Genomic DNA, 23150 nt, shown 5'->3' on the forward strand with positions numbered 1-23150 from the left:
AATCTTATGGATGCGGCACAGACACCGATGATCAAAAGCCTTCTATCGAGGAACGAACTCTGCACGGAGGCCGAGGTGGAAAGCCTCGTGCATACCTTCTATGCACGCGTGCGCAAGGACGAGGTATTGGGGCCGATCTGCGAATCGCATATCGACGATTGGAATCAACACTTGGTCAAACTAGTGGATTTCTGGTCGTCCATTCTTCTGCGCACAGGCCGGTTCTCGGGCGCACCCATGCCCAAGCATGCCGCGCTACCAGGTCTGACCGCGGCGCTGTTCCAGCGCTGGCTGCGACTGTTCCGGGAGAACGCCGCAGACCAGGCCAACCGGCCCTTGGGTGAGCAGGCCTGCGCCATGGCTGAGCGCATTGCGCAGAGCCTGTGGATGGGTTACCAGATCAGCCGAGACCCGGACACCGTGCCCACGGTGCTTGCACATGGCTAATCTGCTTCAGATTGAGGAGCCCGGAAGGACTCCGTCGGAAGTACCTCAGTGGGGTGCATTCCTTGAACTGGGATTCCGGCCTTTGTATATGGCGGGTTGCCTCTGGGCAGCCGTGTCAGTGGCACTGTGGGTGTTCGCACCCAACTGGCTGCACGGGCAGCTCACCGGCGTGATCTGGCATGCGCACGAAATTCTTTGGGGATTCATCGCAACCATCGCGGTTGGCTTCCTGCTCACGGCTGGCAACAATTGGACAGGTGTCAATCCACTCAAGGGCAAGGCCTTGGGCGTCTTGGTTCTGCTCTGGGTCCTGGCCCGACTGGGCTTTCTCGTGCCTGGCACAACCGCCTTCGTTCTGGCTTCTGGAAGCACGCTGCTGTTCTTTGCCTGGGCGGCCGTGGCGCTGGGCCGCGCCATCTACAGCACGCGGAATCAACGTAACTATGGCGTGCCTCTCTTGATGGCGGCGCTGGGCGTCGCCGAAGGCTTGTTCCTGTTGGCCGCGCGGGGAGGCGACTACCTCCTGCTCATGGAACGCTTCAACACCGGTCTGCTGTGCATGGCGATCGTCACGCTGCTCGTGGCTCGCCGGGTGATTCCATTCTTCGCGATGCGTGCTGTGACAGGACTCAAATTGCCGATGCACACACGCAGCGGCCACGTTCAGCTGACTGCTGGGTGCCTCGCGATCGGCTGCGGACTTCTGGGCTGGACTCAGGCGATGGCCCTGTTCCTCTCCGTCGCTGGCACGATCGCTCTGGTGCAGCTTGTGAGTTGGAAACCATGGTCTGTGCGTCGCGTGCCTCTGCTCTGGATTCTTTATGTCGGCTACGCCTCGCTGGGATTGGGCTTGCTAGTGGCTGCTGGCCACGCGGCTGAACTGGTTCCACGCGCGGCCTGGCCAGCGCATGTGATCGGCGTGGCTGGCTTCTCGGTGCTGATCATCGGCATGGTGACGCGCACGGCCTTGGGCCATCTGGGGCGGCCGCTGCGTGCGGATCGTCTCATGGTCGCGTGCTATCTGCTGGTGATGATCGCCGCGGCACTGCGCCTCGTGGCGCTGCTACCCACCAGTCTGACACTGGTCGCGCTGCACGCTTCGGCCAGTGCATGGATTCCGGCTTTTGCACTCTACCTGTGGCGCTTCGTCCCCATGCTGATCCGCCCCCGCATGAATTCGGCGGGAACGCCTATCCTCAATACCGACAAGATTCCCGTGCGACCACGCTCGCCTCGTTGAAGAAAACTCTCCATGCGCCTGACCACAATGACCGACTACGCGCTGCGCTTGCTCATGTATGTGGCGCAGCAGCCCGAACGCCTGTGCACGATATCGGAGGTGGCCCGAGTCCATGACATATCCGAGGCCCATGTGATGAAGGTAACTCACCAGCTCGGCCTGCTGGGCTGGATAGAAACGGTGCGCGGAAAAGGCGGCGGTATGCGTCTGGCTCGGCCACCGAGTGACATCAACCTAGGGGCCGTGGTGCGCGGCATCGAGTCAGACTTCGCACTGGTCGAGTGCTTTTCCACGGAGTCCCAGTGCGCCCTGACAAACAAATGCCAACTCGCCAAGGTGATGGATGGGGCCCTGCAGAGCTTCATGGCCCATCTGGACGAATTTTCCTTGGCAGATATTCGCCCTCGAACGAACAGATCGGCTTTGGTGATCCGTCGCATGACAGTGAAGCGTGAGAAAACGTCATGAATTACGGCGTCTTGCTTGCGTTGCACTTGCTGGCCGCCATGGCGTTTGCCGGTACCGTGTTCTTTGAAGTCGTCATGCTCGAAGGGGTGCGAAAGAAGCTAACCCACGAAACGATGCGTGCTCTGGAGCATGCCATCGGTAATCGCGCCACCGCTGTGATGCCTTGGGTTCTGCTAACCCTGTATGCCACTGGCGTGGGCTTGGCTTGGCAGCACCGCGCCGCACTGTCGCAGGCAATGAACAGCAGCTTCGGTCTGCTGCTCTCGCTCAAGATCGCCTTAGCGTTGAGTGTTTTCGGTCATTTCGTAACGGCGATGGTGTGGCGATGGCATGGCGTGTTGAGCGGTCGTCGCTCAAGACGCTTGCATCTGAGCGTGTTCTATCATGTTCTTGTCATCGTGCTGCTGGCCAAGGCCATGTTCCATCTTCGCTGGTGAACCAATGAAATGGACAGGCGACCAAAACAGCGCCCACAGGCTTTTGACCCAGGCCCATTTTGCGCGTAGCATGCCCGCCACCTTCGACGCTTGGGATCAAACCACTGACCCATGAATGCGCAACCCCAATACAGCCTGAGCACCAAGCTGGCACTCGCAGGCACGCCATTTCTGTTGCTGGCCCTGATGGTCACGGTCGCCACCCTATGGGTGTCTTGGCAGTTGGATGGAGGCGCTGCGGCAGTCAATGAGGCCGGGCGCATGCGCATGCAAACCTACCGCATCGCACTGGCGCTGAGCACGGGCGAGCGCCAGACACTCGTGCAACACGCGCAAGAGTTCGAAACCAGCTTGGAACTTTTGCGCCACGGCGACCCTGAACGCCCGCTGCTCGTTCCCTGGGACGACAACATACGAACCCGGTTCATCGAGATCGAACGGAGTTGGTTGGTCTTTCGAGAAGGATTCGATTCCCTGTTACCACCGCCACAGTTGCGTGAACAAGCCGGTACCTTCGTCAAGCATCTCGACGCCTATGTGCAAAGCATCGAGACGCACATCTCCCATTGGACGGCCATCCTACACCTGCTCCAAACCGCGCTCCTTGGCATCGTGATACTGGGTACCGTGGTGTTGCTCGCAACCGGTTATTCCATGGTGGTGGGGCCGGTGACTCAGCTCAAGCGTGCGATAGAGAAGCTTCAGGGTGGTGACCTGAGCGCGCGTGTCGAACGGCGCAGCACCGACGAGTTTGGAACCCTGGCCAGGGGATTCAACGACATGGCAGACCACCTGCAATCGATGTATCGCGGTCTCGAGTTCAAGGTAGCGGAAAAAACGGCGGAACTCGAGGAAAAGCGCGAACGACTCGAAAGTCTGTACGAAGTCACGGCTCTTGTGGCGCGCGCCAAGACGCTGGATGAATTGGCTCGAGGATTTGTGCGCAGCATCCAACGCGTCGCGCGTGCCGATGGAGTGGCCTTTCGCTGGTCAGACGAAGCCAATCAACGGTATCTGCTGCTGGCGACGCAGGACCTGCCTTCCGAAATCGTGGAGGCTGAGCATTGCATCCTCCATGGAAACTGTCATTGCGGATCCAGCGCGAACGCACCTGCCGGCGCTCGGGTCATCTCCATACAGAGCACAGCCGATGCACCAGAACACCTGTGCAATCAAGCGGGCTATGCATCCCTGGTCAAATTGCCCATACGCCTGCACGACCGAATCATGGGTGAGGTCAACCTTTTTTACCACGCGCAGACACATGTCTCGCCGGCCATGAGCTCGCTGCTAGAGGCGCTGGCCAGCCATCTCGCTGGAGCGATGGAGAACCTGCGTCTGAATTCACTCGAGAAGGAGGCGGCGGTATCGCAGGAACGCCAGCTACTTGCCGGTGAGCTGCACGACTCCATCGCTCAGTCGCTTGCCTTCCTCAAGATCCAGGTTCAGCTCATGCATGACGCCGTGGCAAGCAACGATCGAATTGCCATGGCGAGAGCACTCGACGAGATCGAAGTCGGTGTGCGCGAAAGTTACAGCGACGTGCGCGAATTGCTCGTTCATTTCCGCACACGAACCAACCACGAAAACATTGAAACGGCCTTGACCACGACCCTGCACAAATTCGAGTTGCAGAGCGGTCTCCAGACAGTACTGGAAATGCACGGTCAGAGCCTACCCCTCGCGCCAGACCTTCAGATTCAGATATTGCACATCATCCAGGAGGCGCTCTCCAACGTGCGCAAGCATGCCCGGGCCAGGCAAGTTCGGCTCCAGGTCCGGCAGCAGCCTGAATGGCGCTTCGAAGTACGCGATGACGGCTGCGGATTCGACCCCAGTGTCGGCGCGGACGAAAGCCATGTGGGCCTGCGCATCATGCAAGAGCGCGCGGCCCGCATCGGTGCGCGTATTGAGTTCATTTCCACCCTGGGCGATGGCTCCTCCATGGTACTCACCTTGCCCCAGCAGATATCGACTCCCGCGCCACGCTTCGTGCCTGAACACAATGCTGCTTGAACGCATCCGCATCCTGGTCGTGGACGACCACACACTCTTTCGACGCGGTCTTTCTGCCCTGCTCGCGCGAGAGGACTCCTTCGAAGTAGTGGGTGATGCTGCCGATGCCGGCCAAGCCCAACGCCGCGCGAAGGAGCTGCAGCCTGATCTCATCCTGCTCGACAACCACTTGCCCGGCGTGCGAGGCGTGGACGCACTACCCGCCCTGCGCGAAGCCGCTCCCCATGCCCGCGTGCTGATGCTCACCGTCAGCGAGGACGAACAAGACCTCGCGGCCGCGCTCAAGTCCGGCGCCGCCGGCTACCTGCTCAAGACCATCGAAGGTGATGCGCTGGCTGCTGCCGTCCAACGCGTCATGCAAGGCGAGCACGTCATCGCCACCGATATGACAGGCAAGCTCGTCTCCGCCCTGCGCGGCGACGCACCCACCACCCCACCCAATCCGGCCGTTGCATTGCTGGAGCAGCTCTCTCGGCGAGAACGTGACATCTTGCGCGGCATCGCACGCGGTGCCAGCAACAAAGAGATTGGTGCCGAACTTGGCATCGCCGAAACCACGGTCAAGATCCATGTGCAACACGTGCTTCGCAAACTGGCCGTGAATACGCGCGTGCAGGCGGCGGTGATGGCGGCGAACGCGGGGGTTAACTGAGGGACGCCCTTCGTCGAGTTCCAACACCGCCGCATTTGATCCACCTCAACCACCAGCCACTTAGAACCGCCGACTAGTTCTTTCGTAGTACGCCCAGGTCCAACACCCATCCCTTCGGAGGATGGCCTCCTGGCATCGCAGTTCCTAAAGTCCATCCAAACCCTCAGGAGTTGTGAGATGGACAAAAACAGACAAGCGCTCTCGGTGCTGATCGTCAGCACGCTGGCCTTCACCATGTGCTTCATGATATGGATGATGTTCGGCGTGATCGGCATCCCGATCAAAAAGCAGTTGGGCCTGAATGCCACGGAATTCGGCCTGCTCACGGCCATGCCGGTGCTCACGGGTTCGCTGGTGCGAGTGCCACTGGGCATCTGGACGGATCGGTACGGCGGGCGCATCGTCATGGCCATCCTCATGGCCAGTACCGTGCCGGCCATCTTCCTCATGGCCTATGCCAGCGAGTATTGGCACTTCCTGGTCATCGGTCTCTTCGTCGGACTGGCTGGTGGCTCTTTCTCGGTGGGTACGCCTTATGTGGCGCGCTGGTACCCCAAGAACCGCCAGGGTTTCGCCATGGGGGTCTACGGCGCCGGGAACTCGGGCGCGGCGGTGAACAAGTTCATCGCGCCAGCGCTGGTGGTGGCCTTCGGCTGGACCATGGTGCCGCAGGTCTACGCGGCCATCATGCTGGGCACGGTCATCATCTTCTGGCTCTTTAGCCACAGCGACCCGACTCACCGGGTGCCAAGCAACGTGAAGTTCACGGACCAGCTCAAGGCGCTCAAGGACCCCAAGGTGCTCAAGTACTGCCAGTACTACAGCATCGTCTTCGGCGGCTACGTTGCGCTCTCGCTTTGGATGGTGCAGTACTACGTGGGCGAGTACGGCTTGGACATCCGCGCCGCGGCCTTGCTGGCGGCCTGCTTTTCTCTGCCCGGCGGCGTGCTGCGCGCCATTGGTGGCTGGCTATCTGACAAATACGGTGCCCACTCCGTGACTTGGTGGGTCATGTGGGTGAGCTGGATCTGCCTCTTCCTGCTGAGCTACCCACAGTTCGACTTCACTGTCACCACCCTCAATGGCCTTCGGACCTTCCACATTGGCCTGAATGTCCATGCCTTCACGGCATTAATGTTCGTCCTCGGCATCGCCTTTGCCTTCGGTAAGGCCAGCGTCTTCAAGTACATCAGCGACGACTACAGCGGCAACATCGGCACCATCAGCGGCATCGTGGGTTTGGCCGGTGGCCTGGGAGGTTTCGTGCTGCCCATCCTGTTCGGTGCACTGCTGGACTACACAGGCATCCGCTCCAGCGCCTTCATGCTGATGTACGGCGTCGTCTGGGTCTCGTTGATCTGGATGTACTGGACCGAGGTGCGCCGCACCGAGGTCATGGGCCCGCAGGCCACCGCTTTCAGCCTCAAGGGCTGAGCGCAGATCACCGACCATTTCAAAGGAAACACCATGAACACCGGCAAGGCGTCGGGAGCCACACTCACCGACTGGCGCCCCGAAGACGAGCAGTTCTGGGAAAGCACGGGCAAGAGAACAGCCTACCGCAACCTCTGGATCTCGGTGCCCGCGCTGCTCTGCGGCTTCGCGGTCTGGGGCATGTGGGGCATCATCACCGTGCAGATGCTCAACCTGGGCTTTCCCTTCAGCCAGGCAGAACTCTTCACGCTGACGGCCATCGCCGGCCTAGCTGGCGCCACCATGCGAATACCGGCCAGCTTCCTGATTCGCTTGGCGGGTGGACGCAACACCATCTTCCTCACCACCTCCATGTTGCTGGCGCCGGCCATCGGCACAGGCATCGCGCTGCAGCACCCAGAGTGGCCGTTGTGGGTCTTCCAGCTCATGGCACTGTGGTCGGGCGTGGGTGGCGGCAATTTCGCCAGTTCCATGTCCAACATCGGCACCTTCTTTCCCAAGCGCCTGCAGGGCACAGCCCTGGGCCTGAATGCTGGCCTGGGCAACTTCGGCGTGACCACCATGCAGATCGTGATCCCACTGGTGATGACGGTCAGCCTCTTCGGCGCCTACGCCGGTGCGCCGATGACGCTGGTCAAGGACAGCGGCTGGATCTTCGGCAAGATCGCCGCAGGGACCCCCACCTGGGTCCAGAACGCCGGTTTTGCTTGGCTGCTCTCGCTGGTGCCGCTGTCCGTGCTGTGCTGGTTCGGCATGAACAACCTCAAGACGGTGACGCCAGATGTGAACAGCAGTTTGGGCAGCACGATCAGCGCTTTCCTCAAGATCATCTGGCTCTACACCCTGTCCTTCCTGCCGGCCGGCATCGGGCTCTACCTCTACCTGCCCGCGCCCACGGGGTTGGGCTTGCTCAATATGTGGGTGGCCATGCCGCTGATCATCGTGGCCACGCTGTTCACCATGAAATTAGCGGCTTTCGGCCCGATGAAGGACAACATCGCCAAGCAGTTTGCCATCTTCAAGGACAAGCACACCTGGTCCATGACGGCGCTCTACATCGTGACCTTCGGCAGTTTCATCGGTTTCTCAATGGCGCTGCCCCTGTCCATCACAGTGATCTTCGGCAGCACGCACACTTTCGACGTCGCCACCAACACCTGGTTGCACGCCAAGAACCCCAACGCGCCCAGTGCTCTGACCTATGCCTGGATCGGCCCCTTCGTCGGCGCGGCCGTGCGCCCCATTGGTGGCTGGATCTCTGACAAAGTGGGCGGCTCCATCGTCACGCAGCTGATCTCGGCGGTGATGGTCTTCGCCTCGGCGGCAGTGGGGTACGTCATGCTCCAGGCCTATCAATCGGCCACGCCAGAGCAGCACTTCCTGACCTTCATGCTGCTCTTCGTGCTGTTGTTCACCGCCTCGGGCATCGGCAACGGCTCGACCTTTCGAACCATCGCCGTCATCTTCGACCGACAGCAAGCCGGTCCAGTGCTGGGTTGGTCCTCTGCCGTGGCGGCTTACGGTGCCTTCGTCGCGCCCGTGGTGATCGGAGACCAGATCAAGACCGGATCGCCTCAGTTCGCCTTCTATGGCTTCTCTGTCTTCTACGCCCTTTGCCTGATGCTGAACTGGTGGTTCTACCTGCGCAAGAACGCCTACGTGAAGAACCCTTGAACGCCACAACAAAATTCTAGGAGGCCCAACATGAGCCATTTTCTCGACCGCCTGAGCTATTTCTCGCTGCCGCGCGAAAACTTCTCCAAGAACCACGGCCAAACCAACGGTGAAGACCGAACCTGGGAGGATGCCTATCGCGACCGATGGGCCCACGACAAGATCGTGCGTTCCACCCACGGCGTCAACTGCACAGGCTCCTGCTCGTGGAAGATCTACGTCAAGGGCGGCATCGTCACCTGGGAAACCCAACAGACCGACTACCCCCGCACGCGCTGGGACATGCCGAACCACGAGCCGCGGGGCTGCGCGCGCGGTGCCAGCTACAGCTGGTACTTGTATTCCGCCAATCGCGTGAAGTACCCCATGGTGCGCGGTCGTTTGCTCAAGCTCTGGCGCGAGGCGCGCCTCACGCACGGCCCAGTGGAGGCCTGGGCCTCGATCGCCTCGGACAACGCCAAGCGCAAGGAGTACCAGAGCGTGCGTGGCTTGGGCGGTTTCGTGCGCTCCAGCTGGGATGAAGTCAACGAGATGGTGGCCGCCGCGAACATCCACACCATCAAGAAACATGGCCCGGACCGGGTGATCGGCTTCTCGCCGATTCCCGCCATGTCCATGGTGAGCTACGCCGCCGGATCGCGCTACCTGTCGTTGCTCGGTGGTGTGTGCATGAGCTTCTACGACTGGTACTGCGACCTGCCGCCGGCCAGTCCACAGATCTGGGGCGAGCAGACCGACGTTCCCGAATCAGCCGACTGGTACAACTCCACCTACATCATTGCCTGGGGCAGCAACGTGCCGCAGACGCGCACGCCCGACGCCCACTTCTTCACCGAGGTGCGTTACAAGGGCGCCAAGACTGTGGCCATCACACCAGACTACGCTGAGATCTCCAAGCTGGCCGACATCTGGATGCACCCCAAGCAAGGCACGGATGCGGCAATGGCCGTGGCGATGTGCCATGTGATCCTCAAAGAGTTCTACTTCGACAGGCGCAGCGCCTACTTCGACGACTACGCGCGCCGCTACACCGACCTACCCATGCTGGTCATGCTGAAAGAACAGCAGACACCGGATGGCAAGACCGTTCTCGTGCCCGATCGGTATGTGCGCGCCAGCGATTTCAACGGCAAGCTGGGCCAGGCCAATAACCCCGAGTGGAAGACCGTGGCCTTCAGGGAGGACGGCAAGGTCGTGCTACCCCAGGGCTCGATCGGATTTCGCTGGGGCTCCGAGGGACGGGACGATGCCGGCAAGTGGAACCTGGAAGACAAGGAAGCCCGCCATGGCGGCACGGTGAAACTGCGCCTTTCTGCCATGGAGGACTCCTCCACGCCACAGACGGTGCAAGTGGCCTTTCCCTACTTCGGCGGCATCGAGCACGAACACTTCCCCAACAACACCGGCGGCGCTGGCGGCAGCGGCGTGATGCTGCGCACCGTGCCCGTGACGCGCATCAGCCTGGGCAAGGAAGGTGAGGAACGTAAGGCCCTGGTCGCCACGGTGTTCGATCTGCAAGCCGCCAACCTGGGCGTGGCCCGCGGTCTGCCCGGCGAGAACGCCGCACAGAACTACGACGAGAACACGCCCTACACCCCGGCCTGGCAGGAAAAGATCACCGGCGTGCCGCGCCAGCAATTGCTCACGGTGGCACGCCAGTTCGCCGAGAACGCCGACAAGACCCAGGGCAAGTCCATGGTCATCATCGGCGCGGCCATGAACCACTGGTACCACAGTGATATGAACTACCGAGGCATCATCAACATGCTGATGCTCTGCGGCTGCATCGGCAAGAGCGGCGGCGGCTGGGCGCACTACGTGGGGCAGGAGAAGCTGCGTCCGCAGACCGGCTGGACGGCCCTGGCCTTCGCGTTGGACTGGATCCGCCCGCCGCGCCAACAGAACAGCACCAGCTTCTTCTACGCTCACACCGACCAGTGGCGCTACGAGCGACTGACCATGGAAGAAGTGCTTTCTCCACTGGCCGACAGATCGGCATTTGGCGGCAGCATGATCGACTACAACGTGCGCGCCGAGCGCATGGGCTGGCTACCCAGCGCCCCGCAATTGCAGACCAATCCTTTGCAGGTAGTCAAAGACGCGGCCGCTGCAGGTCTGGACCCCAAGGACTACACGGTCAAGAGCCTCAAGGACGGCAGCCTGAAGATGAGCTGCGAAGATCCGGACCACCCAGCCAACTGGCCGCGCAATATGTTCGTCTGGCGCTCCAATCTACTGGGGTCGAGCGGCAAGGGCCATGAGTACTTCCTCAAGCACTTGCTGGGGACGGCCCATGGCGTGCAAGGCAAGGACCTTGGACAAGATGAAGCCAAGCCCGAGGAAGTGGTCTGGCATGCCAAGGCGCCCGAGGGCAAGTTGGACCTTCTAGTCACGCTGGACTTTCGCATGAGCACCACCTGCCTGTACTCGGACATCGTGCTGCCAACGGCCACCTGGTACGAGAAGAACGACCTCAACACCAGCGACATGCACCCCTTCATCCACCCGCTGTCAACGGCGGTGGACCCGGCATGGCAATCAAGAAGTGACTGGGACATCTACAAGGGATTCGCGAAGAAATTCAGCGAGCTCTGCGTGGGTCAGCTGGGCGTGGAGCGCGAAATGGTCCTCTCTCCTCTCATGCACGACAGTCCAGCGGAACTGGCTCAACCCTTCGGCGTGAAGGAGTGGAAAAAAGGCGAGTGCGATCTCATCCCTGGCAAGACGGCCCCCAACATCGCCGTCGTGGAACGCGACTACCCCAACCTCTACAAGCGATTCACGGCCCTGGGCCCGTTGATGAACAAGGTGGGCAATGGTGGCAAGGGCATCGCATGGAACACGCAGGACGAGGTCAAGCAGCTCGGCGAGCTCAACGGCACCGTCACGGCCGAAGGCACCACCCGTGGCATGCCCAGGATCGAAAGCGACATCGATGCCTGCGAGGTTGTTCTGCAGCTGGCCCCCGAGACCAATGGCCACGTCGCCGTGAAAGCCTGGGAGGCATTGAGCAAGCAGACGGGGCGTAGCCATGTGCATCTGGCCCTGCACCGCGAGGACGAAAAAATCCGCTTCCGCGACATCCAGGCCCAACCACGCAAGATCATCTCGAGCCCAACCTGGAGCGGCATCGAAAGCGAAACCGTGTCCTACAACGCGGGCTACACCAACGTCCACGAGCTGATTCCGTGGCGCACCCTGACTGGCCGCCAGCAGTTCTACCTGGACCACCCCTGGATATCGGCTTTTGGCGAGAACCTGTCCAGCTACAAGCCACCGGTGGATCTGAAGACCACCGTGGGCATCCACGGCGTGAGATCGAATGGCAACACGGAGATCCTGCTGAATTTCATCACGCCACACCAGAAGTGGGGCATCCACAGCACCTACAGCGACAACTTGCTGATGCTCACGCTCAATCGTGGGGGACCGGTGATCTGGCTCAGCGAGGACGATGCCAGGAAAGCCGGTGTCGTGGACAACGACTGGGTAGAGCTTTTCAATATCAACGGCGCCATCGCCGCGCGCGCGGTGGTGAGCCAGCGCGTGAAACCAGGCATGGTCATGATGTACCACGCCCAGGAAAAAATCATCAACACGCCTGGGTCGGAAATCACGGGAACGCGTGGCGGCATCCACAACTCCGTCACGCGCATTGTGTTGAAGCCTACCCACATGATCGGTGGCTACGCGCAGTTCAGCTACGGCTTCAACTACTACGGAACCATCGGCACCAACCGTGACGAATTTGTCGTGGTGCGCAAGATGAACAAGGTGGATTGGCTCGATGACGAGCCCGCCATCACGGCCCGCAGCACCGTCTGAAGGAGAAGATCATGAAAATTCGCGCGCAAATTGGCATGGTTCTGAACCTGGACAAGTGCATCGGCTGTCACACCTGTTCGGTCACCTGCAAGAATGTTTGGACCAACCGCAAGGGCGTCGAATACGCCTGGTTCAACAATGTCGAGACCAAACCTGGCATCGGTTACCCCAAGGAGTGGGAGAACCAGGAGAAGTGGAACGGTGGGTGGGTCCGCAAGGCCAACGGCAGCATCGAACCGCGTCAGGGGGCCAAGTGGAAGCTGCTGATGAAGATCTTCGCCAATCCCAATCTGCCGCAGATCGACGACTACTACGAACCCTTCACCTTCGACTACGACCACTTGCAGTCGGCCCCCGAGATGAAGGCGGCGCCTACCGCACGCCCGCGCAGCCTGATCACCGGTCAACGCATGGAGAAGATCGAGTGGGGTCCGAACTGGGAAGAAATTCTCGGTGGTGAATTCAGCAAGCGCAGCAAGGACCAGAACTTCGAGGATGTGCAAAAGGACATCTACGGGCAGTTCGAGAACACCTTCATGATGTACCTGCCGCGCTTGTGCGAGCACTGCCTGAATCCCGCCTGCGTCGCCTCGTGTCCCAGCGGATCGATCTACAAGCGCGAAGAAGACGGCATCGTGCTGATTGACCAGGACAAGTGTCGCGGCTGGCGCATGTGCGTCAGCGGATGCCCCTACAAGAAAATCTACTACAACTGGGAATCGGGAAAGGCGGAGAAGTGCATCTTCTGCTACCCGCGCATCGAGGCTGGCCAGCCCACGGTCTGCTCCGAGACCTGCGTGGGTCGCATCCGCTACCTGGGCGTTCTGCTGTATGACGCAGACCGCATCGAGGAAGCGGCCAGCGTGGAGCATGACCGTGATCTCTACCAGGCGCAATTCGAAATTTTTCTGGACCCCAACGACCCGCAGGTGATTGAACAGGCGCGCAAGGACGGCATTCCCGATGCCTGGATGGAAGCCGCGCGCAAGAGCCCGGTCTACAAGATGGCGGTGGAGTGGAAGGTGGCCCTGCCCCTACACCCGGAATACCGCACCCTTCCGATGGTCTGGTACGTGCCGCCGCTCTCACCCATCACGGCAGCAGCCAACGCGGGCCATGTGGGTGTCAACGGCCAGATTCCCGACGTCAAGCAATTGCGCATCCCGGTCAAGTACCTGGCCAACCTGTTGACCGCTGGCGATACCTTGCCCGTGGAGCGCGCCCTGGAACGCATGCTGGCCATGCGCGCCTACCAGCGTGAAAAGCATGTGGAAGGCCGCATCGATACCCGTGTTCTGCAACAGGTTCAGATGAGTCAGGCCGAGGTCGAGGAGATGTACCAGATCATGGCCATCGCGAACTACGAAGATCGTTTCGTCATTCCCAGCACCCACCGAGAGTACGCCGAGAACACCTTCGATATGCGCGGCGGCTGTGGCTTCTCCTTTGGCAACGGCTGCTCGGAAGGCAGCACGGAGACCAGCCTCTTCGGCAGCGGCAAACGCCGAACCATCCCCATCAAGGCAGGAGTCTGACCATGAGCAACCACGCCACCCTGACCCTGCGCGTGCTCGCGCGCCTGCTGAGCTATCCCGACGCCGAGCTGCGCGACCATCTGGGCGAAATGCAGGCGGCCCTGGCAAAGGAACAAGCCTTGGGCAAGGCTCGGCGGGCCGAACTCGATGCCCTGATCCGTAGTCTTGCCACGCGCGACCCGCTGCTGGTCGAAGCCGACTATGTGCAGCTCTTCGACCGCGGCCGCAGCACCTCCTTGCACCTCTTCGAGCATGTGCACGGCGACAGCCGCGACCGCGGACCGGCCATGATCGACCTGGCCCAGACCTACGAAAAGGCCGGGCTCTACTTGGCCGAGGGCGAATTGCCCGACTACCTGCCTGTGGTGCTGGAGTTCGTCTCCACTCAGCCGGCGAAAGAGGCAGGCGCCTTCCTCGGTGAGATGCCGCACATCCTGAACGCCATCTTCAGCGCCTTGGTCAAGCAGGACAGTGCCTACGCCAGCGTGCTGGGCGCGCTTCTAGAGATCGCGGGCGAGAAGGCACAGGCCGTCAAGGTGGCCGAGGAGCCACCGCTCGATGAAAGTTGGGAGGAGCCCGCCGTCTTCGGTGGCTGCTCCACCGAAGGCCAGGCCAAGCCCGGTCAGTCCCAGCCCGTGCGCATTGTCAGGAAGACCGCCGCAGGCGCGGCGCAAGGAGCGTGAAATGAGCTACTTCAACCAGTTCGTGTTCGGCATCTACCCATACATCTGCCTCACGGTCTTCTTTCTGGGCAGCCTGATCCGTTTCGACCGTGACCAATACACCTGGAAAAGCGATTCCTCGCAGCTGCTGAAAGCAGGTCAGCTGCGCTGGGGCAGCAACCTGTTCCACATCGGCATCCTCTTTCTCTTCTTCGGCCATAGCGTGGGCATGCTCACGCCGCACTTCGTCTACGAGCCCTTCATGACGGCCGGCACCAAGCAGTTGCTGGCCATGGTTTCGGGCGGCCTCTTCGGCGTCCTGGGCTTCATCGGCGTCACCCTGTTGCTGCACCGCCGCCTCTTCGAACCGCGCATCCGCGCCACCAGCAAGACCAGCGACATCGTGCTGTTGCTTCTGCTTTGGTTGCAGTTCGGGCTGGGCCTGGCCACGATCCCTCTCTCGGCCCAGCATCTGGACGGCAGCATGATGTTGGTATTGGCCGAGTGGGCACAACGCATCGTCACTTTCCGTGGCGGCGCTGCCGAACTGTTGCTCGAAGCCGGCTGGGTCTTCAAGGCACACATGGTCTTGGGCATGAGCATTTTTCTGATTTTTCCCTTCACGCGTCTGGTGCATGTCTGGAGTGGCTTCGCCGCCATGGCCTATCTGATTCGCCCCTATCAGCTCGTTCGCAGCCGCCGGCTCAACCTACCATCTGGTCACTCCCAGTCTGGAGCTCGCCCATGAACACCCCCTGCTCCCCCACCTGCGGCTGTGCCGGCTCGGAGAACACCATCGCACGCGTCAACGGCGTGGCGCTGCACGACCCCGTCGAAACGCTGAGTAATGAACAGTTGCGACAACGTGCCTGTACCGAACTGCTGCGCCAGGCCGCGCTGCGCGCTGGCATGTTGGCGCAGGACGATGTACCGGTGGACGGCGTTCCCAGCGAAGCCGCGGCCGATGCCATCGAACAGTTGCTGGAGCAGAGCTTGCAAACACCCGAGCCTTCCGAGCAAGCCTGTCGACGCCACCATGCGGCCCATGCGGCCCACTACCGCCTGGGTGAACGCGCGCGGGTACGTCACATCCTTTTCGCCGTGACACCGGGTGTGGATGTGGTGGCCTTGCGCAAACGCGCCGAGGGCGCTTTGCTGGAAGTGCGCAGCCATGACGGCACCGAGGATCCTTTTGTGCAGGCAGCAAGCACGATGTCCAACTGCCCCAGTGGACAGGAAGGTGGCATGCTGGGCTGGCTCACGGCCGCCGACTGCGCCCCCGAGTTCGCCCGCGAGATATTCGGACAGAACGACGTCGGCGTTCTACCGCGACTGGTGCACAGTCGATTCGGCCTGCATGTGGTGGAAGTACTCCAGCGCGAGGTCGGCACCGATCAGCCATTCGAGTCTGTACACGGCGCCATTGCCGCAACCCTGCGCCAGCAGAGCTATGTGACAGCGCTGCGCCAGTACCTGACTGTGCTGGCTGGACAGGCGGAACTGGAGGGCGTGGAACTCGACACTGCGGATACGCCACTCGTTCAATAAACCAAGGTTCACATGCCTGACGAACTGCTGGAACGTCTACGGCGTTTCCATGACCAGACATTCCCCGGCATCCAGGAACGCTTCCAGGCGCTGGTGGAGCATGGCCAGCATCCCACAATCCTGTTCATTGGTTGTTCAGATTCGCGACTCGTTCCTTATTTGCTCACCGGCACCGGGCCAGGCGAACTGTTCATCGTGCGCAACGTGGCCGCGTTCGTTCCGCCGCACGATGGCATGCTGTCCGACACCTGCAACGACCCTCCCCAAGAAGGGTCTTACCTGGGCACGGCGCGCCGCTGGACAGGCTACCACGGTACGGCCGCCGCGATAGAGTTTGCAGTCCTGAACCTGCAGGTCACGCGCATCGTTGTCTGTGGTCACAGCCACTGCGGCGGTATCCGCGCGCTGTACGAGGGTGTTCCCGTGGAGGCCATCAATCTCAAGGCCTGGCTGGACCTGGGGCGCGAAGCGGTTTTGCCTGTGCGTCTCTTCGCCCCCGAGGCGTCACCACACCTTGCCACTCTCGATGGCAAAAACGCAGGCGCGGCTCGCCACTCACCCAGCGATGGACTGCGTCAGGAAGTCCTGCGCCGCACCGAACAACGCGCGGTGATGCTCCAGCTCGAACGCCTCATGTCTTACCCCATGGTGCGGTCGCGGGTTGAAGCGGGTCATTTGACGTTGCACGGCTGGCACTACGTCATCGAAGACGGGGAGGTCCATATCCTCGACATCCCCAGCGGTCGGTTCGTCCCCGCGTCCAGCGCTGAACACTCCGGCATCCGCCCAGGGTCGGAAACACCCGACCACATGCTGTGAAACACACTGGTTGACCCGCGACGCAAGTTTGCGCCAGATCAAAACCCCACGGGCAGGGTGCGGCCACCATGCACTTTGCCTTTGCGCAGACAGGAGTCAACATGGCCGATAGAGTCCAATCCCAGCCCGCAGCCCCAGCCGTGACACCGTCGCCAGCGCCTGGATTGCAGGCCATCTGTGCCGATGTGTTGCTGGAAAAGTACGCCAAGAACGACGAATGCACCTGCACAGACGTGAACCTGCGCGTGGCGCGTGCCTTGGCCGCAGCCGAAGCACCCGCGCATCGCGCGCAATGGGAGAGTCGTTTTTTCCATGCCCTGCAGCAGGGCTTCTTGCCCGCTGGCCGCATCCAATCCGCTGCGGGCACGGAACTCACCGCCACGCTGATCAATTGCTTTGTGCAGCCCATTGGCGACGCGATCGCGCATGTGGAAGAAGGTCATCCCGGTATCTACCTTGCGTTGCTGGAGGCAGCCGAAACCATGCGTCGCGGCGGCGGCGTGGGCTACGACTTCTCGCGGATTCGTCCTCTCGGCGCTTGGGTCGGAAGCACGCAAAGCAGTGCTTCGGGCCCAGTGAGCTACATGCGCGTTTTCGACCGTTCATGCGAAACCGTGGAATCAGCGGGCAGCCGGCGTGGCGCGCAGATGGGCGTCCTGCGTTGCGATCATCCGGACGTGGAGGCCTTCATCCACGCCAAGGATGAAGGCGATCTTAAGAACTTCAACATTTCAGTCGGAGTGAGCGACGCCTTCATGCAAGCCGTCATCCAGGACACCGACTTTGAACTCGTGCACCGTGCCGAACCTGGCCCCGTGCGGAAGAACGAAGGCGCCTACCATGACGCCGCACGCGGCGTATGGGTGTACCGCAAGCTGCGCGCACGTGATCTGTGGGAGCAAATCATGCGCTCCACTTATGACCATGCCGAGCCCGGCGTGCTCTTCATCGACACGATCAATCGTGACAACAACCTGTCCTACTGCGAAACCATCGCGAGCACCAACCCCTGTGCCGAGCAGCCGCTGCCACCCTACGGGTGCTGCTGCCTCGGTTCGATCGACCTGACCCGCTTCGTGCGGCATCCCTTCGAACCGCAGGCTTGCTTCGATTTCGAGGGCATGACCGATTTGGCCCGCACTGCGGTGCGCATGCTGGACAACGTGCTGGACGTGACCATGTGGCCTTTACCACCACAACAGGAAGAGGCACGCAGCAAGCGTCGCGTGGGCCTCGGGTTCACCGGCTTGGGCGACGCGTTGGTCATGCTCGGGCTGCGCTACGACACCCAGCCCGCGCGCGACATGGCGCGAAGCATCGCCGAGACCCTGCGCGACACGGCCTACGACGCTTCGTGCGAACTCGCCCGTGAACGCGGGGCGTTCCCGCTCTTCAACCCGGACCTGTATCTGAGCAGTCCGCGCTTTGCCTCACGCCTGCCACAAGCGCTCAAGGAGAAGATCCGTCAACACGGCCTGCGCAACTCCCATCTGCTGTCCGTTGCCCCCACGGGCACCATCAGCCTGGCCTTCGCTGACAACGCCAGCAATGGCATCGAACCGGCTTTCAGCTGGCACTACACGCGCAAGAAGCGCATGCCTGACGGAACGCTCAAGGAATACCTGGTGGAAGACCATGCCTGGCGCCTGTACCGTCACCTCAAGGGTGAAGACGCGGCGCTGACACCGTCCTTCGTCACCGCGCTGGAGATGAGCGCGCAAGACCATGTCGCCATGGTGGCCGCCGTGGCCCCGATGATCGACACCGCCATCTCCAAGACGGTCAATGTACCGGCCAACTACCCCTACGCTGACTTCCAGGATTTGTACCTGCAGGCTTGGAAATCCGGCCTGAAGGGCCTGGCCACCTACCGGCCCAACGCAGTGCTGGGCTCGGTACTCAGCGCCCCACCCGCGACCTCACCGCTGCAGATTGTTGACGCCAATCGGCGTCTCGCGCTGGATCGCCTCCCCGCGCCCGTGCTTTCATCGCTGCGCTGGCCCGGCCGTCCCGAGCTGCCTGGCGGTAACCTGGCCTGGTGTTTCATGGTGCGTCATCCCCACGGCGAATTCGCGCTTTTCGTGGGTGAGCTTCCCGGCGAGGAAGGCAACGCGGCCCAGGCATTCGAAGTCTGGGTGAACGGCACAGAACAGCCACGCGGCCTGGGCGCCCTGGCCAAGACGCTCTCGATGGACCTGCGCGCCAATGACCCGGCGTGGCTGCGACTCAAGCTCGATGCGCTCGCCACGGTTGCCGAGGAACGGTCTTTCGACATGCCTTTCCCCCCTCATGGTGAGAAACGCCTCTTCCCCGGCGTGGTGGCCGCCGTGGCGACCGTGATACGTTGGCGCTGCGAACAACTCGGCCTGTGGCGCGCACCTGCGTTGGCCACGCCCGTACTTGATGCCATGTTCGCACGCGAGGAACCGTTGACCGGCCCCTCAGGCACCCTGGCCTGGGCCGTGGACATCGACAACCCGGCCACCGGTGAAGCGTTCACGTTGACGCTCAAGGAGGTGAGTCTGCCCGGCCCCGATGGCACGCCGGTGCACCGTCCCTGCGCCTTGGGCCTGTCGGGCAACTACCCACGTGCGCTCGACGGCTTGGCGCGCCTGCTCTCGCTGGACATGCGCGTCTTGGACCCCGCCTGGATTGGAATGAAATTGCGCAAACTGCTCAACTACGCCGAACCTCTGGGGCACTTCATGGCCTTCGTGCCGGGCTTGCCGCACGGCGAACGGCGCCAACAGGTCTGGCCTTCCACCGTGGCCTACATAGCGCGTCTCATCATCCATCGCTACGCCATGCTAGGCATCCTCGACGAAGCAGGCCACCCACTGCGCGAAATGGGGGTACTCGAGGCGCCCGCCCATCGCGACGAACCTGCTCCGCTCGCCGGACGCGCCTGCCCAGAATGTGGAAACGCCACTGTCATCCGTAAGGATGGCTGTGATTTCTGCACCACCTGCGGTGATGTGGGGCAATGTGGATGATCGCTCCCAGAAAATAACTCGGATCGTGAGGGCCGCTCTGATGTCAAAGTTGTTTTCGACTTTTCAGCACCGCCCCCAAAATCTATGGGGCGCCAAGCCACGCCACCGCTGGCGAGCTGTTTTCGTGTGTAGATCTGCTTCAGATTGCGCCGCTGTTTCCGCGATTTTGTTGCCTCGATTCCTAGCCAGGTGGCCAGCTTCTCGGCATAGGGATCGAGCTTGCTTGGGCTGACCCGCCTTGCGTAGGTGGGCTCGGTCTCATCGGACCGCAGGTACTTCTTCACTGTGTTGCGAGCCAGGCCTGTGCGCCTGGAGATCTCGCGAATGGACATCTGTTCTCGCAGTGCCCACCGCCTGATGACATTCAATGTCGCCACGTCTATCACTCCAAATTTCCCCCCGCGTTTAAAGCTCGGAGGGTAGGGTCTACGTGGGTCAACTTTGGATGGAAATTTGGAGTGAACCCCTGCAGCTGGACCACCCGGTTCATTAGAACTAAGGAAAATCTGAACAAGGGCACGATTTTTGCGCGGTGGTCTGAACCGCTCAATGGAGCAAGAGCGATGAACCGGATCAGTTTTGCTCACGCCGAGCAGGCGGGCAAGAGGACGACGACGCGGCGCGAGGTGTTTCTGTCCAAGATGGAACTGGTGATTCCGTGGAAGGCCTAGCTCAATGTGATCGAGCCGCACTATCCGGTGGCCGGCCGCGGGCGGCAGCCCTACGCTCTGGAATCGATGTTACGGATACACCTGATGCAGAACTGGTTCATTTAGATCAAGCGAGGTGCCCTGTAAGAATTGTTTTCGACTTTGCAATGACGGACCCTGAAATCAACTGCGTGCGAAGTCACGCCAATGTTAGGGGCTTGTTTTCGACTTTATTTACCAAGAACAGCCTGGATAGGCAGCCTGGCGCGGCGGACATGAATCGGCCCATAATGATTCGCATGGCGCAAGAACTTCCCCTGCCGTCTTCCAGCTCAAACTTGAGCCGGGCCGATCTGCGTCGAGCCGGACGGGATGTGCTCAGTCTTGCGCTGATGGACGCGCGCAATCACACGCTCTTCCTGATGGGCGAGTTTCAGAAGGCCATGGAGGAGGGCGGGGAAGAGCTGGAGTTGCCGAACGTGCCGGGCTTGCATGCGCCGGGTCTCGCCCCTGTGCTCAACCCGCCTCTGTGGGAACTGGGCCGCATTGGCTGGTTTCAGGAGCGCTGGATAGGCCGCAATCTGCAGCGTCACCAGGGGCCGCGCGCGGACCCGCAGGCGCCGCCCCTTGCTTCGGTGTTTCCGCGTGGTGATGCGCTCTGGGGCGAGCCCGGCCTGCCGCCCGCGCGCCGCTGGGAAGCCACCTTGCCGCCCATGGACGACATCAAGGCCTATCTGCTGTCCACGTTGGAGAGCACGCTGGATTTGTTGGCCATGACGCCGGACGAAGCCGACGCGCTGTATTTCTATCGCCTCGCCCTGTTCCACGAAGACATGCGCGGTGAGGTCTTGGTCAACATGGCGCAAACCTTGGGCTGGCCGCTGCGCGTGCCCTTGCCCAAGCCGGGTCTCGTGCTTGATCCGATCACGCTGCCCGCGACCCGCTGGAAGTTGGGTTGGGACGATAGCCGCAAGACTGCAAGCGGCTTCTTCGCCTTCGACAACGAGATGCCGGCCCACGAGGTGTCCGTGCCCGAGTTCGAGATCGACGCCCAGCCCGTGGGGTGGAGTCAGTACGTCGAGTTCGTCATGGATGGTGGTTACGACCATCCCGAGTTCTGGCTGCCCGAAGGCTGGGAATGGCTGCAGGTGCAGCAGAAGCAGGATGAAGGCCGGCGCGCGCCGCGTCACGTGCAGCAAATCGGTGCCGTGCGAGGGGATGCGCTCAATGGCGGCGTCTTCCAGTCCTGGTTCGGCCAGACCCTGCGCATGGCCCTGTGGTCGCCCGTCATGCACCTGTCCTGGTGGGAAGCCGATGCCTGGTGCCGCTGGGCGGGGCGTCGCCTGCCGACCGAGGTCGAGTGGGAACTGGCCGCGCATCAAGGCGCTGGCCGTGGTTTCCGCTGGGGCGATGTCTGGGAGTGGACGGCCACCACCTTCGAGGGCTACCCGGGATTTGCCTCGGGCCCTTGGCGCGCGTATTCCGAGCCCTTTTTCGGGCGGCACAAGGTGCTGCGCGGCGCGTCGCTGGCCACGCGCCTGCGCTTGGAGCACCCGAAGTTCCGCCACCACGCCGCGCCCGAGGCAGATCACCTCTTCTGTGGCTTTCGCTCCTGCGCCTTATAGAAATTGGCGCTGCAGGCTGAGCGCGTAAGGCAGGCTCAGCACGCCCAGTGCGGTTGACAGGGTGACCATGCTCGCCACCAGCGCTCCGTTGTAGCCCATGCGCGCCGCCAGCACATAAGCGCTGGAGGCCGTGGGCAGGGCCGAGAACAACAACAAGGTCGCGGCCTGCGCTGTGTCCAGTCGCAGCACGATGCACAGGCCCAGCGCCACTAGGGGCAGCAGCAGGTGACGCACCGTCAACACGCCCGCAGCCAAGGCCTTGCTGCGGGCCAACGTGCCGAACTGCATGCCCGCGCCCGCCGCCATCAAGCCCAGCGCCAGCGAGGCCGCACCGATGCGTGAGAGGCTGGGGGTGATCCAGTCGGGCACGCGCAGGCCCAGCAGGTTGCAGGCCAGACCCGAGACGGTGGCGATGATCAGTGGGTTGCGTACCAGTTCCCGCAACACGCCGCGCCCCGCATGCCGCGCCATCGGCCAGACCGCGGCCACGTTCACGAGTGGCACGCAGACGCCGATCAGCAGGGCCATCAGCAGCGGGCCGCGGCCGTCCTGCGCGTGAGTGGCCAGCCGCTCCGCCAAGCCCAATGCGATGAAGGAGTTGAAGCGGAAAGCCACCTGCGCGCTGGCCGCGTGGTCGCGCGCGTTGAAACCCTCGCGCGCGCCGGGCCAAGAGCGCATGAGCCAGGGCAAGGCGTGGGTCAGCAGCACGCCCGCGAGCGTCATCAGCAAACCGCCAAGCACCAGGCTGGCGTCGGCATCGAGATGGATCGGGCTCTTGACGATGCTGTGGAACAGCAGCACCGGAAACAAAAAGTAGTAGACCAGGCTTTCGACCGGCTCCCAGACCCGTCGGTCCAAGGCGGTGTAGCGGCACAGCAGCCAGCCGCACAGGATCATGGAGAAGTCGGGGAAGAGCAAGACAGCGTAATTCACGCGCGCGAGGATAGCAGTCGCCATCCTCGACCCTCTTGCCTCTTGCCTCTTGCCTCTTGCCACGTATCGCTTGAGCGAGGCCTGCACCGGACCGATGCGCAGCTTGTCAGGCAGCCGTCAGACTTAATCGTCAAAGTTCAAAAGCGCACGGTGTCAAGCATGCGCGGGGCACTGCGACAACTCCAGCAATTC

Annotated in this window: 17 protein-coding genes and 2 pseudogenes; 17 read left to right on the forward strand and 2 right to left on the reverse strand. The window is 61.9% G+C overall.

The genetic code is table 11. From position 1 onward, the window contains the following. Nucleotides 1-27 precede the first annotated feature (27 nt). The 15 genes from ACLBKS_RS02855 (at nt 28) to ACLBKS_RS02925 (ending at nt 19750) form a co-directional block, all read left to right on the forward strand. Nucleotides 28-447, forward strand: a complete 420-nt coding sequence (locus tag ACLBKS_RS02855) for a group III truncated hemoglobin (RefSeq protein WP_410191275.1) — start codon at nt 28-30, stop codon at nt 445-447. After that, complete coding sequence (locus ACLBKS_RS02860; protein ID WP_410191276.1) at nt 440-1687, forward strand: NnrS family protein; 1248 nt, start codon at nt 440-442, stop codon at nt 1685-1687. The genes ACLBKS_RS02855 and ACLBKS_RS02860 overlap by 8 nt, the downstream gene beginning before the upstream one ends. A 12-nt stretch (nt 1688-1699) precedes the next feature. After that, nucleotides 1700-2155: an RrF2 family transcriptional regulator gene (locus ACLBKS_RS02865; protein ID WP_410191277.1), complete on the forward strand. Its 456-nt coding sequence runs from the start codon at nt 1700-1702 to the stop codon at nt 2153-2155. Then, entirely contained in the window at nt 2152-2592 is a 441-nt protein-coding gene (locus tag ACLBKS_RS02870; RefSeq protein ID WP_410191278.1) for a CopD family copper resistance protein, read from the forward strand. Before ACLBKS_RS02865 ends, ACLBKS_RS02870 begins: the two co-directional genes overlap by 4 nt. Nucleotides 2593-2778: 186 nt before the next feature. Further along, a complete protein-coding gene (locus ACLBKS_RS02875) occupies nt 2779-4608 on the forward strand; it encodes a type IV pili methyl-accepting chemotaxis transducer N-terminal domain-containing protein (protein WP_410191444.1) in 1830 nt (609 codons plus the stop codon). Then, nucleotides 4598-5260 carry a response regulator gene (locus ACLBKS_RS02880; RefSeq protein WP_410191279.1) on the forward strand — a complete coding sequence of 221 codons (663 nt, stop codon included), beginning with the start codon at nt 4598-4600 and terminating at the stop codon, nt 5258-5260. The genes ACLBKS_RS02875 and ACLBKS_RS02880 overlap by 11 nt, the downstream gene beginning before the upstream one ends. Nucleotides 5261-5437: 177 nt before the next feature. Beyond that, the gene (locus ACLBKS_RS02885) at nt 5438-6694 is read left to right on the forward strand and encodes an MFS transporter (RefSeq protein ID WP_410191280.1); all 1257 of its coding nucleotides are present in this window, start codon (nt 5438-5440) and stop codon (nt 6692-6694) included. Between the two features lie 33 nt (nt 6695-6727). Continuing rightward, a complete protein-coding gene (locus tag ACLBKS_RS02890; protein ID WP_410191281.1) occupies nt 6728-8368 on the forward strand; it encodes an antiporter in 1641 nt (546 codons plus the stop codon). 30 nt (nt 8369-8398) lie between these two features. Beyond that, complete coding sequence (locus ACLBKS_RS02895; RefSeq protein WP_410191282.1) at nt 8399-12193, forward strand: nitrate reductase subunit alpha; 3795 nt, start codon at nt 8399-8401, stop codon at nt 12191-12193. A gap of 11 nt (nt 12194-12204) precedes the next feature. Further along, nucleotides 12205-13728 (forward strand): nitrate reductase subunit beta, encoded by a 1524-nt coding sequence (narH, locus tag ACLBKS_RS02900; RefSeq protein WP_410191283.1) that lies wholly within the window; start codon nt 12205-12207, stop codon nt 13726-13728. Nucleotides 13729-13730: 2 nt separating this feature from the next. Continuing rightward, a complete protein-coding gene (narJ, locus tag ACLBKS_RS02905; RefSeq protein WP_410191284.1) occupies nt 13731-14411 on the forward strand; it encodes a nitrate reductase molybdenum cofactor assembly chaperone in 681 nt (226 codons plus the stop codon). A gap of 1 nt (nt 14412) precedes the next feature. Further along, complete coding sequence (gene narI / locus ACLBKS_RS02910) at nt 14413-15138, forward strand: respiratory nitrate reductase subunit gamma (RefSeq protein WP_410191285.1); 726 nt, start codon at nt 14413-14415, stop codon at nt 15136-15138. After that, nucleotides 15135-15938: a peptidylprolyl isomerase gene (locus ACLBKS_RS02915; RefSeq protein WP_410191286.1), complete on the forward strand. Its 804-nt coding sequence runs from the start codon at nt 15135-15137 to the stop codon at nt 15936-15938. The genes narI and ACLBKS_RS02915 overlap by 4 nt, the downstream gene beginning before the upstream one ends. Before the next feature lie 12 nt (nt 15939-15950). Further along, the gene (locus ACLBKS_RS02920) at nt 15951-16757 is read left to right on the forward strand and encodes a carbonic anhydrase (protein WP_410191287.1); all 807 of its coding nucleotides are present in this window, start codon (nt 15951-15953) and stop codon (nt 16755-16757) included. A gap of 101 nt (nt 16758-16858) precedes the next feature. After that, complete coding sequence (locus ACLBKS_RS02925; protein ID WP_410191288.1) at nt 16859-19750, forward strand: adenosylcobalamin-dependent ribonucleoside-diphosphate reductase; 2892 nt, start codon at nt 16859-16861, stop codon at nt 19748-19750. Between the two features lie 128 nt (nt 19751-19878). On the opposite strand, the pseudogene ACLBKS_RS02930 reads toward ACLBKS_RS02925, so the two are convergent. Then, a pseudogene (locus ACLBKS_RS02930) lies at nt 19879-20136 on the reverse strand (IS21 family transposase); the annotation flags it as partial. 177 nt (nt 20137-20313) lie between these two features. Here ACLBKS_RS02930 and ACLBKS_RS02935 point away from each other — a divergent pair. Together ACLBKS_RS02935 and ACLBKS_RS02940 are read left to right on the forward strand one after the other, a co-directional pair. Further along, a pseudogene (locus tag ACLBKS_RS02935) lies at nt 20314-20520 on the forward strand (IS5/IS1182 family transposase); the annotation flags it as partial. A 170-nt stretch (nt 20521-20690) separates the two neighbouring features. Continuing rightward, nucleotides 20691-22025: an SUMF1/EgtB/PvdO family nonheme iron enzyme gene (locus ACLBKS_RS02940; protein ID WP_410191445.1), complete on the forward strand. Its 1335-nt coding sequence runs from the start codon at nt 20691-20693 to the stop codon at nt 22023-22025. Here ACLBKS_RS02940 and ACLBKS_RS02945 read toward each other — a convergent pair. Beyond that, the gene (locus ACLBKS_RS02945; protein WP_410191289.1) at nt 22020-22982 is read right to left on the reverse strand and encodes an AEC family transporter; all 963 of its coding nucleotides are present in this window, start codon (nt 22980-22982) and stop codon (nt 22020-22022) included. The genes ACLBKS_RS02940 and ACLBKS_RS02945 overlap by 6 nt on opposite strands. Between the last annotated feature and the right edge of the window lie 168 nt (nt 22983-23150).

The sequence above is a fragment of the Hylemonella sp. W303a genome, assembly GCF_046452315.1.
GTDB lineage: Bacteria > Pseudomonadota > Gammaproteobacteria > Burkholderiales > Burkholderiaceae_C > Hylemonella.

Coding starts and splice junctions, on each gene's coding strand:
- ACLBKS_RS02855 (WP_410191275.1), top strand. CDS start 28: ATGATCAAAAGCCTTCTATCGAGGAACGAACTCTGCACGGAGGCCGAG.
- ACLBKS_RS02860 (WP_410191276.1), top strand. CDS start 440: ATGGCTAATCTGCTTCAGATTGAGGAGCCCGGAAGGACTCCGTCGGAA.
- ACLBKS_RS02865 (WP_410191277.1), top strand. CDS start 1,700: ATGCGCCTGACCACAATGACCGACTACGCGCTGCGCTTGCTCATGTAT.
- ACLBKS_RS02870 (WP_410191278.1), top strand. CDS start 2,152: ATGAATTACGGCGTCTTGCTTGCGTTGCACTTGCTGGCCGCCATGGCG.
- ACLBKS_RS02875 (WP_410191444.1), top strand. CDS start 2,779: ATGGTCACGGTCGCCACCCTATGGGTGTCTTGGCAGTTGGATGGAGGC.
- ACLBKS_RS02880 (WP_410191279.1), top strand. CDS start 4,598: ATGCTGCTTGAACGCATCCGCATCCTGGTCGTGGACGACCACACACTC.
- ACLBKS_RS02885 (WP_410191280.1), top strand. CDS start 5,438: ATGGACAAAAACAGACAAGCGCTCTCGGTGCTGATCGTCAGCACGCTG.
- ACLBKS_RS02890 (WP_410191281.1), top strand. CDS start 6,728: ATGAACACCGGCAAGGCGTCGGGAGCCACACTCACCGACTGGCGCCCC.
- ACLBKS_RS02895 (WP_410191282.1), top strand. CDS start 8,399: ATGAGCCATTTTCTCGACCGCCTGAGCTATTTCTCGCTGCCGCGCGAA.
- narH (WP_410191283.1), top strand. CDS start 12,205: ATGAAAATTCGCGCGCAAATTGGCATGGTTCTGAACCTGGACAAGTGC.
- narJ (WP_410191284.1), top strand. CDS start 13,731: ATGAGCAACCACGCCACCCTGACCCTGCGCGTGCTCGCGCGCCTGCTG.
- narI (WP_410191285.1), top strand. CDS start 14,413: ATGAGCTACTTCAACCAGTTCGTGTTCGGCATCTACCCATACATCTGC.
- ACLBKS_RS02915 (WP_410191286.1), top strand. CDS start 15,135: ATGAACACCCCCTGCTCCCCCACCTGCGGCTGTGCCGGCTCGGAGAAC.
- ACLBKS_RS02920 (WP_410191287.1), top strand. CDS start 15,951: ATGCCTGACGAACTGCTGGAACGTCTACGGCGTTTCCATGACCAGACA.
- ACLBKS_RS02925 (WP_410191288.1), top strand. CDS start 16,859: ATGGCCGATAGAGTCCAATCCCAGCCCGCAGCCCCAGCCGTGACACCG.
- ACLBKS_RS02940 (WP_410191445.1), top strand. CDS start 20,691: ATGATTCGCATGGCGCAAGAACTTCCCCTGCCGTCTTCCAGCTCAAAC.
- ACLBKS_RS02945 (WP_410191289.1), bottom strand. CDS start 22,982: ATGGCGACTGCTATCCTCGCGCGCGTGAATTACGCTGTCTTGCTCTTC.